The sequence below is a fragment of the Burkholderiaceae bacterium DAT-1 genome, from assembly GCA_019084025.1.
Lineage (GTDB): Bacteria > Pseudomonadota > Gammaproteobacteria > Burkholderiales > Chitinimonadaceae > DAT-1.
Genome location: JAHRBI010000007.1, coordinates 274,416 through 291,711, shown reverse-complemented (window position 1 = coordinate 291,711; position 17,296 = coordinate 274,416). Strand labels below are relative to the sequence as shown.

General features: G+C 55.9%; 10 protein-coding genes. 5 read left to right on the top strand and 5 right to left on the bottom strand.

The window, feature by feature from the left end; translation table 11 throughout:
* Window positions 1–2 precede the first annotated feature (2 nt).
* From KSF73_16290 to KSF73_16280, 3 genes are all read right to left on the bottom strand, one after another.
* A complete protein-coding gene (locus KSF73_16290; protein MBV1777281.1) occupies window positions 3–1,208 on the bottom strand; it encodes an aspartate aminotransferase family protein in 1,206 nt (401 codons plus the stop codon).
* Between the two features lie 200 nt (window positions 1,209–1,408).
* On the bottom strand, window positions 1,409–2,347 hold the full coding sequence (locus KSF73_16285) for a GlxA family transcriptional regulator (protein MBV1777280.1): 939 nt from the start codon (window positions 2,345–2,347) through the stop codon (window positions 1,409–1,411).
* Window positions 2,348–2,407: 60 nt separating this feature from the next.
* On the bottom strand, window positions 2,408–3,523 hold the full coding sequence (locus KSF73_16280) for a succinylglutamate desuccinylase/aspartoacylase family protein (protein ID MBV1777279.1): 1,116 nt from the start codon (window positions 3,521–3,523) through the stop codon (window positions 2,408–2,410).
* 475 nt (window positions 3,524–3,998) lie between these two features.
* Here KSF73_16280 and KSF73_16275 point away from each other — a divergent pair, with 475 nt between their 5' ends.
* The 4 genes from KSF73_16275 (at window position 3,999) to lysS (ending at window position 14,690) form a co-directional block, all read left to right on the top strand.
* Complete coding sequence (locus KSF73_16275) at window positions 3,999–8,768, top strand: NAD-glutamate dehydrogenase (GenBank protein MBV1777278.1); 4,770 nt, start codon at window positions 3,999–4,001, stop codon at window positions 8,766–8,768.
* A gap of 451 nt (window positions 8,769–9,219) precedes the next feature.
* Window positions 9,220–11,940 (top strand): response regulator, encoded by a 2,721-nt coding sequence (locus KSF73_16270; protein ID MBV1777277.1) that lies wholly within the window; start codon window positions 9,220–9,222, stop codon window positions 11,938–11,940.
* Between the two features lie 34 nt (window positions 11,941–11,974).
* Window positions 11,975–13,079, top strand: a protein-coding gene (prfB, locus tag KSF73_16265) for a peptide chain release factor 2 (protein ID MBV1777276.1) whose coding sequence is annotated in 2 segments (ribosomal slippage) — window positions 11,975–12,055 and window positions 12,057–13,079 — 1,104 coding nt in all. Because the reading frame shifts where the segments join, the coding sequence is not laid out codon by codon here.
* A 102-nt stretch (window positions 13,080–13,181) separates the two neighbouring features.
* Complete coding sequence (gene lysS, locus KSF73_16260) at window positions 13,182–14,690, top strand: lysine--tRNA ligase (GenBank protein MBV1777275.1); 1,509 nt, start codon at window positions 13,182–13,184, stop codon at window positions 14,688–14,690.
* Window positions 14,691–14,762: 72 nt separating this feature from the next.
* On the opposite strand, the gene KSF73_16255 is transcribed toward lysS, so the two are convergent.
* Window positions 14,763–15,047: a type II toxin-antitoxin system RelE/ParE family toxin gene (locus tag KSF73_16255; GenBank protein MBV1777274.1), complete on the bottom strand. Its 285-nt coding sequence runs from the start codon at window positions 15,045–15,047 to the stop codon at window positions 14,763–14,765.
* Window positions 15,037–15,294 (bottom strand): hypothetical protein, encoded by a 258-nt coding sequence (locus KSF73_16250; protein MBV1777273.1) that lies wholly within the window; start codon window positions 15,292–15,294, stop codon window positions 15,037–15,039. Before KSF73_16250 ends, KSF73_16255 begins: the two co-directional genes overlap by 11 nt.
* A gap of 80 nt (window positions 15,295–15,374) precedes the next feature.
* On the opposite strand from KSF73_16250, the gene mnmC reads away from it, so the two are divergent.
* Window positions 15,375–17,240, top strand: a complete 1,866-nt coding sequence (mnmC, locus tag KSF73_16245; GenBank protein MBV1777272.1) for a bifunctional tRNA (5-methylaminomethyl-2-thiouridine)(34)-methyltransferase MnmD/FAD-dependent 5-carboxymethylaminomethyl-2-thiouridine(34) oxidoreductase MnmC — start codon at window positions 15,375–15,377, stop codon at window positions 17,238–17,240.
* Window positions 17,241–17,296 lie beyond the last annotated feature (56 nt).

Sequence of the window (17,296 nt, the reverse complement as noted above, 5' to 3'; positions counted from 1 at the left end):
AATCAGGCCGTCACCGTGGCGATTGCACGCTCAAGGCGGGCAATACCATCAGCGATTTCGGCTTCGCTAATGACCAGGCTCGGCGCGAAGCGCACCACGTCCGGACCTGCCTGCAGCACAATCACGCGCTCCTTGGCTGCAGCAGTCACCACGTCCTTGGATTTACCGGCAAACTTGTCGCTCAGCACAGCACCAATCAGCAGACCACTGCCACGTACCTCCTTGAAGATGCCGGTGGACGCAGCGATGCGTTCGAGTTCGGACTTGAAGGTATTGAAGCGTACTTTCACGCCATCCAGCACTTCCGGCGTATTGATGACATCGACAGCTGCCAGCGCCACAGCACAGGCCAGCGGATTACCACCGTAAGTCGAGCCATGGGTACCGACGGCAAAATGCTTGGCGATATGGTCTCGGGTGAGCATGGCGCCAATCGGGAAGCCACCGCCCAGCGCTTTGGCCGACGTCAGAATGTCCGGCTCAACACCGTAGTGCATGTAAGCATACAGATGGCCAGTACGACCCATGCCACACTGCACTTCGTCAAAAATCAGCACGGCCTTGAATTCATCACACAGTGCGCGCACGCCTTCCAGATAGGCTTGAGAGGCTGGCATCACACCGCCCTCACCCTGAATCGGTTCGACAACCACAGCAGCAGTCTTGTCGGACATCACGGCGCGCAGGGCTTCCAGATTATTGTATTCAACATGGTGAATACCGCCCGGGCGCGGGCCGAAACCATCGGAGTACTTCGGCTGACCACCCACGCTCACCGTAAAGAAAGTGCGGCCGTGGAAGGAATTGGTGGTGGACACGATCTCGTGCTTATCTGCACCAAAGGTATCAATCGCATAACGACGTGCCAGCTTGAAAGCCGCTTCGTTCGCTTCGGCGCCGGAATTACAGAAGAAGACCTTGTCGGCAAATGTCGCTTCTACCAGTTTGGCGGCCAGCTTCAGCGCCGGTTCGTTGGTCAGGCCATTGGATACATGCCACAGCTTCTGGCCCTGCTCGACCAGCGCCTTCACCAGTGCAGGATGGCAGTGCCCCAGACCATTTACGGCAATCCCGCCGCCAAAATCTACATAATCATTGCCATTCTGATCCCATACGCGCGCGCCCTCGCCTCGCACCGGGATGTAGCTCGCGGGTGCGTAATTCGGGACCATGACTCGGTCAAAATCGGCTCGGCTTACTTGCGACATGGGTCTTCCTTTCACACGGCTCTCGCCGTTGAATTACTTGATATGCATTGTAGGGAGGGAACGGGAAAGATAATTCCCGGATTGCGACATGCTCTTACATGCCAGCACACACTACATTGTTCGTGCGCGCAGGTGATTTTCGCATGATTGCGCAAACCGTAACACTGGAAATATAAGGAATTTTACCGTCAGTGCGCGGATTAACCGCCAGGCGCGCGACGAACACTCTGGCGATCTTCTCGGGGGGTCATACCGAAGTGGTTACGATATGCGCTCGAGAAGTGCGGGCCGGACGAAAAGCCGCACGAAAGTCCAATTTGTATGATGGATTTGGCGGTCTGTTTAAGCAGCTGGCGCGCACGATTCAAGCGCAGTTCCAAGTAGTACTGTGACGGCACACGATCGAGATGCTGCTTGAAGAGCCGCTCCAGCTGACGGCGAGAAATGCCGACCAGAGAAGCAACTTCATCTGTTGTCAGCGGCTCCTCCAGATTCGCCTCCATCAGACTGACAGCCTGAGTCAGCTTAGGCTGGCTGGCTCCCAGCTGCGCCTGCAGGGGCACGCGCTGCCGCACATCCCCTGTTCGCACACGTTCAAGCAGCAACCGGTCACTGAGCGATGCGGCAAGCTCATTACCAAAGCGCGTCGCCATCAAGTGAATAAAGAGTTCAGCAGTACTCAGCCCGCCACCGCAGGTCGCGTAGGGACTCTCGATCTCGTACAGCGATGGCGAAGCAATGACATTGGGAAAGCGATCCGCAAACAGATCGTGAAGCGTCCAGTGAACAGATGCACGGACACCATCCAGCAAACCCGCCCGTGCAAGATAAAACGCGCCGCCAAAACTAGCCGCCACCATTCGATCGCCATGATGGCATCTAGCCAGCGCAATATTCAACGGCGACTGCTGATCGATATCCGCCTCGACTGCACCGGCCAACACCCACAGCAAGGCTCCCTGCCCGCCTTCCTGAATCAAGGCACAATCGACGCCGTAGTCACGTCCACTGGCAGCAGGCACTGCCGTACCCTGCTCCGAAATCAACCTGACAGGACAGATCGTTTGACCGGCATATGCATTGCAGGCAGCAACGCAATCCAACAAAAGACCCAGGTCACCATCGGCAAAACCCGGCATCAAGACAATATCGAGCGCAAATTCGCCGCCATCCGAATATTCAAACATCAGCGATTCCGATCACACACCTAACAACATGCCAGACCGAAACGGTACTGATCCCGCAATTTTGCACAGCTCCATGCCCGCTGTAGCAAATCGCCTGTTTTCGCGCGCATACAGGCGGCCTGCCACGCCTGCATGCACCGTAGTTAGCGTGCCATGAACCGGTTCGATGATATCGACTACCGCATCACCAATTTCCAGCATGTCGCCAAGCGCACGCCGAAACACCATCAGCCCGGAAACCGGCGCAAACAATGTCTCCGAACCTGCAAGCGGCGTCGGCGCAACTTCAAGGTCTGGCAGATCGATATCCGGCCCATCGACCACACCTTCAAGTATCAGGAACTTGAAAATAGACTCGGCATCCAGACGAGCAGTGAAATGATCCAGATCGGCCTGCCCGCGCAATTCGACAGTCGCCGAAAAGCAGGCTTGTGGAATCACAGCATCGGGATAGGCTTCGGCCAGATGCCACCAATATTCGGAATGTGCTTCATCGAAAGATAAAGCACCGCTTCCCTTTGCGAGCAAAATGGTTTGTGCACCAATTAACCTGCAAAAGGCCTCTGCGCGTGGCCAGCAAGGTGATTCGGTATATACATGCACGACAGCCTCGGCATCGCAATGCAGATCCAGCACGATGTCGGCATCGCACGACAACTGTATGAGCTGCTTACGCTGCGCATCCAACTCTGTTCGCTCCGGCAAGTCTGCCGCCGATGATTTCACGCACTCACGAATCAATGTAACGTTGTGTTCAGCATCTGAGCCTAATTGACCTTCAAGGGCGGATTTCAGATCGCTAAAAAAGTCCGGATAGCTACGATTGAAGTTCTGACCGGAGTCAAGATCGAACCGTCCGATCCGTCCGCGCAAGACGGTTTGAGCCAGTCCAATCGGATTGGCCACCGGCACAAGCACCACCTCGCCCTTCATGCGCCCGTGCGATTCGGCTTCGAGCAATAACGTACGCAAATGGTGCAGTACCAGCATGCCGGGCAGTTCATCTGCATGCAGACTTGCCTGCAGATAGGCTTTTTTGCCAGATCCAGCGGTGCCGAAATGCAGGCTAGTGATAACCCTTGATGATCCGGGTGTGCTGCCCGACAAGGTATGATTGACGATTCGCATCTGTTCAGCTTTGTTTTATCAGTTGTGCCGCGCGTCTTGATAGAAGAAACCAGCAAGCTTGCACGACATCAGCATATGTCTCCAACGGACATTGTATGTGAAGGCCGCATGCGAAGATATTCCAAAGGCGACATTGACGTACAGATCATTCCGTAAAAATTCATTGATTCCCTCGTTTGTCAAGGCGAGTTTCTTATGAATAGCTTCGTTTTCGTCGGATTTTCGGCTCGCCTATATAAATTTCCGGGCGTAAAATTCTGCCCGGCGACTATAACAAAGCGTCGCATTACCGAAACTTGACGGCAGTACCAAAGGGGTACAATCCGCACCACCCAAGGCGGACCGATCAGACAAACGGCATCTCAGCCCTTTGATCTGTGGCACGTTCAACACAGGCAACCTTTCCCCAGATTTGCACCGGTTGCTATTGCGAGCGTGCACCCCTGAAGCCACGTGCCACATGGAGACATAACAAATGCAATCGTTCCACTCGAGCCTCATCGGTGACATTCTGCGTCAGGCAGACGCCGGTGAGCGCGTGCCGCTGGGCGCCGACGCCCTGATTGAAGGCTACTACGCCGATGTCGATCCCCACGACCTCGCCAGACGCGAAGCACAGGACTGGTTTGGCGCAGCGCTTGCGCACGCAAAGCTCGCAGCTCACCGCAAAGCCGGTGAATCTGTATTGCGCGTTTACAATCCCAATTTCGATGATCATCGCTGGCAGACCACGCACACCGTGCTGGAATTGGTCAACGATGACATGCCTTTTCTGGTGGATACTGTCAGCCTGGTGCTGTCGCGCCTGGGTTATGCCATCCACCTGATCGTGCATCCGATTTTCAATGTCACCCGCAATGATGCAGGCCAGCTGACCTCTATCACTGATGGCCATCGGGAATCCTGGATTCACGTTGAAATCGACCGCATCAGCGATCCTGCAAAGTTCGAAGAAATCCGCACCCAGCTAGAAGTTGTTCTGGCGCAGCTGCGTGATTGCGTTGTCGACTTTAAGGATATGACCCGTCGCCTGCATGAAGTGCGCGACGAACTGGCAAATCGCACCCCGGTTGGCGACAAGGCTGCATGGGAAGAAGACATTGCCTATCTCGACTGGTTGAAGTCAGATCAGTTTGTGTTCCTTGGCTATCGCGACTACAACCTGACCGATGGCGATGACGGCGTTCAGCTGACCATCGTGCCGGACTCCGGACTGGGCATGCTGCGCGGCATGGCCCGCGGTGCACATTCCGCCAGCTTTGGTGCCCTGCCCGCAGACATCCGTGCTCAGGCCCGCCACGCACGCACGCTGCTGCTGACCAAGAGCAATTCCCGCTCCACCATTCACCGCAATGCCTATCTCGATACGATCGGCATCAAGCGTTACAACGACAACGGTGAAGTCATTGGCGAGCGCCGTTTTATCGGCCTGTATACCGCCAACGCCTACAACACCCCGCCGACACAGATTCCAGTCTTGCGCCGCAAGATTGAAGCGGTGATGGCTGCTTCCGGATTTGATCAGGATAGCCACAAGGGCAAGACGCTGCTGAATGCATTGTCGACCTATCCGCGCGAAGAACTGCTGGAAATCAGCGAATCCGCGCTGCAGGAAATCTCGCTGGGCATCGTAAATCTGCAAGAGCGTTCGCGTGTGCGCGTCTTCATCCGTGAAGACATCTATCGTCGCTACGTGTCCACGCTGATCTACATTCCGCGTGACAACTACAACACCGATGTCCGCATGAAGATCGAGCAGATCCTGCTGAAGGCATTTGGCGGCGAAACTGCTGAAGCAACCGTGATGCTGTCTGACTCCGTGCTGGCACGAGTGCACTTTATTGTGCGAACACCGGCCGGTTCGACACTGCCAGACTACGATTCGCGTGATATCGAAGCACAAATCACCCAGGCCAGCCGCCGTTGGATCGACGATCTGCAAGCCAATCTACTGGCATCTGCCGGTGAAGAGCGTGGCATGGCGCTGTACAGCAAGTATGCGCGAGCCTTCCCGGCCGCTTACTATGCTGATTACGACCCGCGCACAGCTGTGTCCGACATTGAAAAGGTTGAAACAGCACTGTCGAGCAACCGTCTGACCATGCGCCTGATGGACGCCAGTCTGGCTGACCCTACCCTGCACCGTTTCAAGATTTTCCGCGAGCACCCGATTGCCCTGTCAGACAGCTTGCCGGTTCTGGAAAATATGGGCGTGCGCGTCATCGAAGAGCAACCTTACACCGCTCGATTTGCAGATGGTGGTCAGGGCTGGATCACGGATGTCGCGGTAAAGGTGCCTGCCGAAGGCCTGCTTGATGGCGAAACACGTCGTGCAGCCTTCCAGGAAGGCTTTGCAGCAGTATTTGAAGGTCGCGCCGAAAACGACAAGTTCAACAAACTGATCGTACTGGCTGGTCTGGAATGGCGTGAAGTCGTGCTGCTGCGTGCATACGCCAAATACCTGAAGCAGGTGAATCTGAGCTATAGCGTGGATCACATTGCGGATCGTCTGGCCTTCTTCCGCGACACCACCCGCGATCTGGTCAGTCTGTTCATGGCACAGCAATCGCCAGAGCAATCGCGTGCAGGTGAAGTGGATGGTCTGATCGAAAAGATCAAGGACGCCATGGCTGCCGTGCCGAGCATCGACGATGAACGCATTCTGTCGGGCTTCTTCCATGCGATTCGCGCCACGCTGCGCTCCAACTTCTTCCAGCCAGCAGCAGATGGTCAAAGTAAGGCCTATCTGTCGTTCAAGATCGAATCAAAGCTGATCCCGAACGCCCCGCAACCGGTGCCGCTGTTCGAAATCTGGGTGTACTCGCCACGCGTGGAAGGGATTCACCTGCGCTTCGGCAAGGTTGCCCGTGGTGGCCTGCGCTGGTCCGACCGCAAGGAAGACTTCCGCACCGAAGTGCTGGGTCTGGTGAAGGCACAGCAAGTCAAGAATACCGTCATCGTACCTGTTGGCTCGAAGGGCGGTTTTGTGGTCAAACAGGCGCCGGAAGGCCGTGAAGCCTATCAGGCCGAAGGCATCGCCTGTTACAAGACTTTCATCAGCGGCCTGCTGGATCTGACCGACAATCTGGTCGATGGCAAGGTTGTACCGCCGAAGTCCGTACATCGCCGCGATCCGGACGATCCTTATCTGGTGGTGGCTGCCGACAAGGGAACCGCAACCTTCTCCGATATTGCCAATGGTGTGTCGCAGGAATACGGCTTCTGGCTGGATGATGCGTTCGCATCCGGTGGCTCGGTGGGCTACGACCACAAGAAGATGGGTATCACCGCCAAGGGTGCGTGGGAATCGGTCAAGCGCCACTTCCGCGAACTGGGTCACAACACCCAGACCCAGCCGTTCACCGTTGCCGGTGTGGGCGATCTGATGGGTGACGTGTTTGGGAACGGCATGCTGCTGTCCGAACAGATCAAACTGGTTGCAGCCTTCAACCACCTGCACATCTTCCTGGATCCGACCCCCGATGTGGCCGTGTCCTTCAAGGAACGCGTGCGCATGTTCAATCTGCCGCGCTCCTCGTGGGAAGACTACGACAAGAGCACGATCAGCGAAGGCGGTGGCATCTATTCGCGTTCGGCCAAGTCGATTCCGCTGTCTCCGCAAGTCCGTGCCGTATTGGGTATTGAAGACGAAGCACTGGCCCCGAATGACCTGATTCGCGCCATCCTGAAGGCGCCGGTCGATCTGCTGTACAACGGCGGTATCGGTACGTACTTCAAGGCCAGCACCCAGACTCACGCCGAAGCCAGCGATCGCAGCAACGATGCCTTGCGTATCGATGGCCGCGATATCCGCGCCAAGGTGGTGGGCGAAGGCGGCAATCTGGGCGCAACCCAGCTGGGACGTGTGGAGTTCGCACTGAATGGCGGTCACATCTGTACCGATGCGATCGACAATTCGGCTGGTGTGGATTGTTCCGACCACGAAGTGAACATCAAGATTCTGCTGGGCCGTATGGTTCAGGCAGGCGACATGACACTGAAGCAACGCAACACGCTGCTGGCCGACATGACCGACAACGTGGGCGAGCTGGTGCTGCGCGACAACTACCTGCAAACCGCTGCGATCAGTCTGGAACTGCAACAGGCCAGCTCCCTGCTGTCTGTGCATCAGCGCCTGATGCAGAGCCTCGAAAAAGCTGGCAAGTTGTCCCGCCGGATCGAATATCTGCCGAACGATGCGCAAATCGCCGAGCGCCAGAAAGCGGGTCAGGGTCTTACCAGTCCGGAACTGGCCGTTCTACTGGCCTACGCCAAGCTGGTTCTGTTCGATCAGCTGCTGGAAACGAGCTTGCCGGGTAGCGAAGAGTGGCATGATCTGCTGAAGGCTTACTTCCCGGTCAAGATGGCCGAGCAGTATGGCGACAAGCTGGCCAGCCATCCGCTGAAGCGCGAAATCGTAGCCACGGTCCTCACTAATGAGTGCGTCAACCGCATGGGGATCAGCTTCGTGTACCGCGTGACCGAAGAAACCAATGCGTCACCGGCTGATGTGGTACGTGCCTGGAGTATTGCCAGCCGCCTGATGCGCGCTGATGCACTGTGGTCCGAACTGGAAGCGCTCGACAATAAGGTCGACAGCACGGTTCAGTACGGTCTGATGCTGGAAATCCGCAAGCAACTGGAACGCGTTGCCCGCTGGGTGCTGCGTGTTCAGATGACTGAAGCCAATGCAGAAACACAATTGGCACACTTTGCAGCCGACATTCCACAACTGCTGCCGCAGCTGGGAAGCTGGCTGCAAGACAAGGCGGATGCGCAAGCCGCAGTAGCCAAGCTGGTTTCCGCAAATGTTCCGGCAGAACTCGCTGCCCGCACAGTGCACCTTGATGCAGTCCTGTCTCTACTGGATATTGCAGGTCTGGCTGATGCACATAGCGTGGCGGTCGCGGATGTGGCCAAGGTGTACTTCCGTCTGGAAGATGCGCTGCAGTTTGCGTGGCTGCGCAATGTGATCGATGGCCTGCCGCGCGACAATCGCTGGCAAACCCTCGCCCGCGCTGCGTTCCGCGACGAACTGTATCGCGAGCATGCGGGACTGGTTGGGCGTGTCATTGCACAGGCTGGTGGCAACTCGATGGATGCAGCTACGGATGCATGGCTCAGCGCCCGACAAACGGCGCTTGAGCACTGCAACCGTACGCTGGAAGAGCTGCGCGCCACCACACCTGATCTGGCCATGATCTCAGCAGGAATGCGCGAACTGCGTAATCGTCTGGCCGCATAAACCTCAGTCAAGACATTTGTTCAGACTGTAGACATCCAGCAACGGGCAACCTTTAAACAGGTTGCCCGTTTTCTTTTTGCTGTTTAACCTCAGCGACGATATGATGTACGTTTGTTTTTGCACATCAACCATACAATTTCAGTAGTAAATGACTATTTATCGCCAGCATACTTTTGAAAGCTGGCAAGACATTGGTTCATGACGGCCATCAGAATGGGCTGCGTGCCGAGGGATAATTTGAAATGCGTTATTCGATTCCGCATGCGCTATGCACGTGTGCGCATCCGTGGCATCCACTTGCCTGCGAATTAAATATCAAGCACTCGCTTGATACGAATGATTGAGGGGTATTCGCATGCCTTTTCAGTCCGCCCGTACACTTCCCCAGCACTCCCCCCATTGGTCTGACCTATTGCTGCGGGCACAAGAGCTCCTGCGCGAAGACCCTGAAATGGCGCGCCATTTGGGCGAGGCCTTGCTCGAAGAAGAAGATAGCACTGGCGAAAGTACATACTACGGCAGTTTGATCACGGCACTGGCTGATGGACTGCAAGGCAAGCAGTCTGCCAACCTGGCTCCTCTACATGCGGCTGACCGGTGGTTTAGTGTACACGGCCCGCTTGATGCAGCTCTTGCCTGCAAGTTTGCGCAACTTGTGAATCTTCATGCTCTTGGCGATTTCGATGCGGCATGGCGATATGCACAGGACAACGCCTTACCACTGGTAAACAGAACACACGCAAGCATATCGGCATTACAAGTACTGAACAGTGCCGGGGTTTCCGCCCAGGAAGCCGGAGACATGATGGAAGCGTTACGCCTGTTCCTTGCTGCACAGGCGATGGCGCGCACATTGGGCAATACGGAACGTGAAGCACACATCGCACTGAATCTTGCCGAACTGTACTTTGCTGTCGGACATATACCGGATGCGGAATTGCTGCTGATTGATTCGCTTCAATTGGTGGTTGGCTCGAAGGAGTCATGGCTCGCCCCTTACATTGCAACAGAACTCGTGATCACGCGAGTTGCGCTTGGCAATGCGCCAGGTGCCCTGGAAGTTGCCACGCAGTTCCTGCCGGATAGCTGCTTGCTTCACCTCCCAAACGATGCGTCCCGCGTCTACTGTCTGTTATGCAAAGCACTGGCGCATTTGGAAAATGGCGACATCGCCCTGGCGCAAGCCTTGCATCGTCGAGCGGGCGCACTCCTGACGTCGCTTAACAGGCGTCAGCTACTTCGACTGAGCCAGTTCCTGAGCGCGAGACTCGCATCGATATCAGAACAAAATGATCTTGCAGAATCACTTTATATCGCATTGCTCAATAACCGGACCGAGGGAGATTGGACATGGATCACACTGCGTGTGCTAGACGAACTGAGCCATCTCCTCGAGAAACGCGGTTTGCTTGCACCCGCGCTCGTGCATCAACGCCAGTATCTCGCCGAATTCTCCCGCGCCCAGACGCAGGCCCGGGACATCATCGATGAGAGCCGGCGCTATGCTGCCAGCCTGCAGCAAGCCTATGAAGTGCGCAGACAGGCCGAACTGGCAGTAGAAATGCGATCCCGTTTCCTGATCCGTCTCGGTCACCAAATTCGCACGCCGATGAATGCGATCGTGGGCATGGCTCATTTAACGCTTGCGACCCAGCTTGATGCGCGTCAGCGCGGATACTTGCAGCATATGCAGTCTGCCGCAAATGGCCTGCTCGATGTTGTCGGCGACTTGGTTGAATGTGCCAATCTAGATGCAGGTATGCTTACCCTGAAAACTCGCAGCTTCAACCTTCATGACTGGCTGCATGAACTATGCGAACGCTATGCACTTCTGGCATCCGAGGCGTCCATTCAGTTTCATCTGAACATTGAAGGCGATCTTCCGACATCCGTTCTGGGCGACCCCGACAAACTTGCTCAGGCTCTGTCCCGTTTAATCGACAATGCATTCGCACACACCTCTCAAGGCTCCGTTGAACTTGGGATTCGCGGTGTGTCCAGCTCGGTTCGACCTGAGGTGATCCTGCATTTTTCGGTAAAAGATAGTGGTGCCGGATTTGATCCATCTTCCATGCCGGACCTTTTCGAGCCCTTTACACTCTCCGAGCAATCATTCAAACATGGACCGGGATTAGGCTTGCCCATTGCCCGGGGTCTTGCACGCTTAATGGAAGGAGAAGTGGTGATTGACAGTGAGCCCGGACAAGGCACGCTCTCACGACTCACGGTGCCGCTTGTATCAACTGCTTCACTGGATAAAGGCCGGGGCGCAAACCAGCCCGTGCCCCAGTCGCACCTCCCTGATTTTTCAGGCAAATCTTTCCTGTTCGTCGAAGATAACGATATCAACATTCAGATTCTTGAAGAATTCATGTCGGATACAGGTGCTGCAGTAGATTTTGCACTGGACGGACAGGAAGCTGTTGAGCGCGTTCTTCAGCGTGGGCCGGAAGCCTATGATCTCGTGCTCATGGATATCGACATGCCAAGGTTGAGCGGAACAGCAGCAACGCATGCTATTCGTCGTCACCCAGCCTTTGCCTCCTTGCCAATTATCGCGATGACTGCTCTGTCCAGCGCTTCCGATAAGCAATCGTTTGTTACGATCGGCATGAACGATGTACTGGCCAAGCCCTTTGAGCCAAAGCAGCTGTACGACACGCTCTGCAAGTGGGTTAGCCCTCCCGAACGTACTACTTCACAAGACTCCCAGGCCTCACAATTGGTGTCCAACGACTACAGTCCGGAACTAGCTGACTTACCGGAACTACTGGTTAGTCAGGGTCTTAAGCGCACACTCGGCGACGAGTCTTTGTATTTCGACTTGATCGAACGCTTCCTGGCAGAACAAGCCATGACCGGGGAAGACATTCTTGATACGGTTAGCACGCATCCGGCCGAAGCCTCCAGAAAGGCACATACGCTGAAAAGCGTGTCCAGCCTGATTGGCGCTCACCGCGTATCCCGTATCGCAGAGCAGTTGGAAGATGAAATCAATGCTGGGATGAAAGGCAGTAAAATCGATAGTCTGGTGCTTTCGCTTGAGCGGGCCATGCAAGAGTTAAGCTTGGCACTATCGCATCCTCAGTTTAACGGTCGATTTGATTCGGACCATTTACCCGCTGCATTCGAAACAACGAGACTACACAGCTCCCCCTATCCACCGGTATAATGTCGGGTTTTCCGCATTAGTATCGGGACGGACCATGGAAGCCGAACGCCTCAATCAGATTGAAAACGCCATTGCAGACCTCGCCTCACGCGGCGACGAACTGCGGAGGTATCTTTGACTATCCTGGCAAAAAGGATAGGCTCGAAGAAGTCGTTCGTCTGAATGAAGACCCGGATATCTGGAACGACGCCAAGCGTGCTCAGGAAATCGGTCGCGAGCGTAAGGCACTAGAAGCCGTCGTGCTGGTGCTGGAAGAAATCGCCAGCGTATGCGGCGACAGCAAAGACCTGTTCGACATGGGCAAGTCCGAAGAAGACTGGGACACCGTCGAAGCAGTCGCCGCCGACATCGAAGCGCTGGAAAAGAAGGTCGCCGACCTCGAATTCCGCCGGATGTTCTCCAACCCGATGGACCCGAATGCCTGCTTTATCGACATTCAGTCCGGCGCGGGCGGTACCGAAGCTCAGGACTGGGCCGGCATGCTCATGCGGATGTATGTTCGCTATTCCGAGCGCAAGGGCTTCAACGTCGAAATCATGGAAGAGTCCGAAGGCGAAGTGGCCGGGATTACTAGCTGCACACTGAAGCTGACCGGTGATTACGCCTACGGCTTTCTACGTACCGAAACCGGCGTGCACCGTCTGGTTCGTGTGTCGCCGTTCGATTCGAACGCCCGCCGCCACACCTCATTCTGCTCCGTGTTTGTGTATCCGGAAGTGGACGACTCTATCGAGATCGAAATCAATCCGGCCGACCTGCGTATCGATACCTTCCGCGCATCCGGTGCTGGTGGTCAGCACATTAACAAAACCGACTCCGCCATCCGGATTACCCACAATCCGACCGGTATCGTGGTGCAGTGCCAGAACGACCGTTCGCAGCACCGCAACCGTGACGAAGCCATGCAGATGCTGCGCGCCAAGCTGTACGAGCGCGAGCTGCGTGCCCGTATGGAAGCGCAGCAGCAGCTGGAAGCCAGCAAGTCCGACATCGGCTGGGGTCACCAGATCCGTTCCTACGTATTCGACCAGAGCCGCGTCAAGGATCTGCGTACCAATGTCGAAGTGGGCAACGTCAAGGGCGTGATGGACGGCGATCTCGATATCTTTATCGAGGCCAGCCTGAAACAGGGCGTCTAATCCGTTCGCAATTGCAAGAGGCAGCGTATGCGAAACTCGTATACGCTGTATCATTGTTAGTCGTACACTTTTCATCATCAGGCATCAAACCGGGTTCCCAACATGACCGAGCAAGCCACTCCCCTTCCGCTGGACGACAATCAGCTCATCGCCGAGCGTCGTGCCAAACTGAGCGACATCCGCAAGCAAGGCGGCATTGCCTTCCCGAATGACTTCAAACGCGAGCACCTCGCTGCCGATCTGCACGCCAAACATGGCGAGCTGACACAGGAAGCCCTGGAAGCCGCGAATGTGACAGTCAGCGTGGCCGGCCGGATGATGCTCAAACGCGTGATGGGCAAAGCCAGCTTCGCAACCATTCAGGATGGCTCGGGCCGCATTCAGTTCTATGTATCGAAGGAACAAGTGGGCGAAGAAGCCTATGCCGCCTTCAAAACATGGGATCTGGGCGATATCATTGCTGCAAACGGCACCCTGATGAAGACCAAGACTGGTGAGCTGTCGGTGCTGGTGAGCGAAGTGCGTTTGCTGACCAAGTCCCTGCGTCCGCTGCCGGAAAAATTCCACGGCATGACCGATCAGGAAACCAAGTACCGTCAGCGCTATCTGGACCTGATTACCAATGATGTGAGCCGCGCCACCTTCGTGAAGCGCTCCAAGATCGTCCAGCACATCCGCGAATTCATGAGCGGTGAAGGCTATCTCGAAGTCGAAACCCCGATGATGCACCCGATTCCGGGCGGTGCCGCTGCCAAGCCGTTTGTGACCCATCACAACGCGCTGGACATGGCACTGTTCCTGCGTATTGCGCCGGAACTGTACCTGAAGCGTCTGGTGGTCGGCGGGATCGAACGCGTGTTCGAAATCAACCGCAATTTCCGTAACGAAGGGATGAGCACACGCCACAACCCTGAGTTCACCATGATGGAGTTTTACGAGGCTTACGCTGACTATCGCCGCATGATGGAACTCACCGAAGGCGTGATTCGTTCCTGTGCCAAGCAGGTGCTGGGCCATGCAGTGGTTGAGTATCAGGGCAAGGTTGTAGATCTGTCCAAGCCCTTCGAGCGTCTGACCGTGGTGCAGGCCATCCTCAAGTACAACCCGCAGTACACCGAAGCGCAACTGCACGACCGCGTGTGGCTGAAGGAAGAAATTCAGCGTCTGGGCGGCAAGCTGGTGGTGACCGATGGCGTAGCCGGTCTGCAGTTCTCGCTGTTTGAAGAAACCACCGAAACCAAGCTGTGGGACCCGACCTACATCATTGATTACCCGGTGGAAATCTCTCCGCTGGCACGTGCATCCGACAGCAATCCGTCCATCACCGAGCGCTTCGAGCTGTTCGTGGTAGGCCGCGAACTGGCCAACGGCTTCTCGGAATTGAACGATGCCGAAGATCAGGCCGAGCGTTTCCTGGATCAGGTTCGCCAGAAGGATGCCGGCGACGAAGAAGCCATGCATTACGATGCAGACTACATCCGCGCACTGGAACATGGTCTGCCCCCGACAGGCGGCTGCGGTATCGGTATCGACCGTCTGGTCATGCTGCTGACCGATGCCCCGTCGATCCGTGACGTGATTCTGTTCCCGCAGATGCGCCGCGAGGACTAATCTAGTCCAATCGCACAGACATGCCCGGTGAATGCCGGGCTTTTTTGTATCGGTGCGTGTTGAATCGCTGGCTCAGTCGAATACATCAGGCCAGCGCTTAGCGACATGTTGAACGGTCAAGATCTGTAGCTCACTCGCCTTTACGCGATAGACCACGATATAGTTTGCATGGACGACAAGTTCACGTGTACCCATCACGCGCCCCGGACGGCCGACAGCAGGCTGCATAGTGAGTAGATCAATTTGTTGCCAAATGTCCTGAACAAACGAGCGTGCACGTGATGGGCTGTCCCGTTCGATATACTCTGCAATTGCAGCAAGCGAACGAAGCGCGCGTTTAGCCCACTTAATCTGCATAGCGCCCAAATAGCGCCTTTACTTCATCATCGGGCGCAAATTCTCCGCGATCAGCTTCGACAATAGCTGACTGAATTTCTTGAATCTGCCAGCTTTCAGCCTCAACATAGCGGCTCAAGGCTTCAATCGTCAGTTCGGTTTTACTACGGCCTGTAGCTTGTTGCAGCTTCGCCAGATTTGAGGCAAGTTCGGCTGGAATGCGGGCATTGAGCATAGGCTTGTCAGCCAAAGAACCAGTTGAGCGCATTAAACATTCTCCACCTTGATGACAAAACGTAGTACGTTTTGTATTACACACCCATCATATCACCAAGTTATTGAATTTCCATGCCCATCACCCCTGCCCGCCTTGAATTCACGCCTGAAGGCATTCCTTTCTCAGCCGCCTTTGACGATATTTATCACAGCAAGGATGGCGGGCTCGATCAGGCTCAGCATGTCTTTATGGCGGGAAATGGCTTGCCGGAACGCTGGCGCAATCGACGCCGTTTTACCGTTGTTGAAACCGGATTCGGGCTGGGGCTGAATTTTCTGGTGACCTGGCAGGCATGGCGCAATGATCCGGAGCGCAGTGAATTTCTGCATTTTGCCAGCGTGGAGCTCTTTCCCTTTTCTGCCGATGACTTGCGTGTTCTGCATGCTCGCCTATTTGCAGACTCGCCGGAACTGGCGGCTTTAGCAGGCGAACTGAATGCTCATTGGCCCCTGCTGATGGATGGATTCCATCGTCTGAATCTGGATAGCGGCAAGGTCACGCTTACCCTGATGCTGGGCGATGCACTGGAACAGTTGCCGCAACTGCAGGCGTCTGCCGATGCGTTTTATCTGGATGGATTTGCGCCCGCCAAGAATCCGCAGCTCTGGCAGGCGCATTTATTCAAACAATTCGCCCGCTTGAGCGGCCCAGGTGCAACATTGGCGACCTACACCGTAGCCGGTGATGTACGCAGAGGACTAATCGCGGCAGGCTTCTTGGTTGAAAAACGCGAAGGGTTCGGACGCAAACGACAAATGCTCTCGGGCCACTTCCGCAGTCCGCGCCCCACTCCAGTCGAGCCAACGGATCGCCATGTCATTGTGATTGGCGGTGGCATTGCAGGTATAAGCGCAGCAGAGCGACTGTGCTCGCGCGGCTGGCGTGTCACCCTGATCGAGTCCGAAACAGACCTTGCTCGCAAAGCCAGCGGCAACCATGTGGGCGCCTTTCGGCCTGTCGTTAGCGCGGATGACAATCTGCAGGCTAGACTGGTTCGCGCCAGTTTCCTGTATGGATTACGTCGGCTCAAAGCAATCGGCACCGCACACAACATGACCGGCGCTTTACAACTTGCACGCGATACAGAAGAGACAGAACGCTTCCGCCGCATTGCTGCCCAGCAAGGCTGGCAACACGACTATGCCCGCTGGATTGAGCAGGATGAGGCAAGTGCGCTTGCAGGTTTACCATTAAACGCAGGTGCCCTGCACTTCCCTCTGGCTGCCTGGATTCAGCCCCCCTTACTCGTCAAGGCACTGGCGAATGCATGCGGTAACGCGCTCACCTTGGTCACAGGTACGCGCACCGAGCGAATTCAACGGCAGGGCGAAAACTGGCTTGCACTAGACGCAGTCGGACAGATCATCGCCAGCGCCCCCGTCCTGATTCTGGCCAATGCCGCCGACGCCACCCGCCTGCGCCCCGAGCTTAAGATTGGCGCAGACGAGCGTTATGTTTCTCATCTGCCCGCCGGTGAAGTCACACTCCCTAAGCTGGTCGTCTGCCGCAAAGGCTACCTAACCCCCTCGGTGGGCGGCCTAGCCTGTATGGGTTCCAGCCCGATTGATGCGGACGAATCCATTGCGCATGCAGCCAATCTTGGCCTAATGCAAGAGATGCTTGAGCAGCAAAATATTTCGACACCCGTGGCAGGCCGTCGCTGCAAACGCCCGCGCACCATTGATCGCATGCCCGTTGTAGGCCAACTCGCTGATGTCACCGCTTTCCAGCCCAAACATATCGGCAGTCCGCACTTACTCAAGCGGGAGGCAGGTCTATATGCCATCAACGGATTTGGCGCGCGTGGACTGGTGTGGTCAGGGTTGATGGCAGAATTGCTTGCGGCGCAGATCGAGCATGAGCCCTGGCCGATTGAGCGTGATCTGGCGCGCGCGATTGATCCATCCCGTTTTATGGGGCCGGATCAGCTAAGCTGACACATGTAATTGCTTACACGTTTTAGTGAATGCCTTTCATTTGCAAGATGAATCGA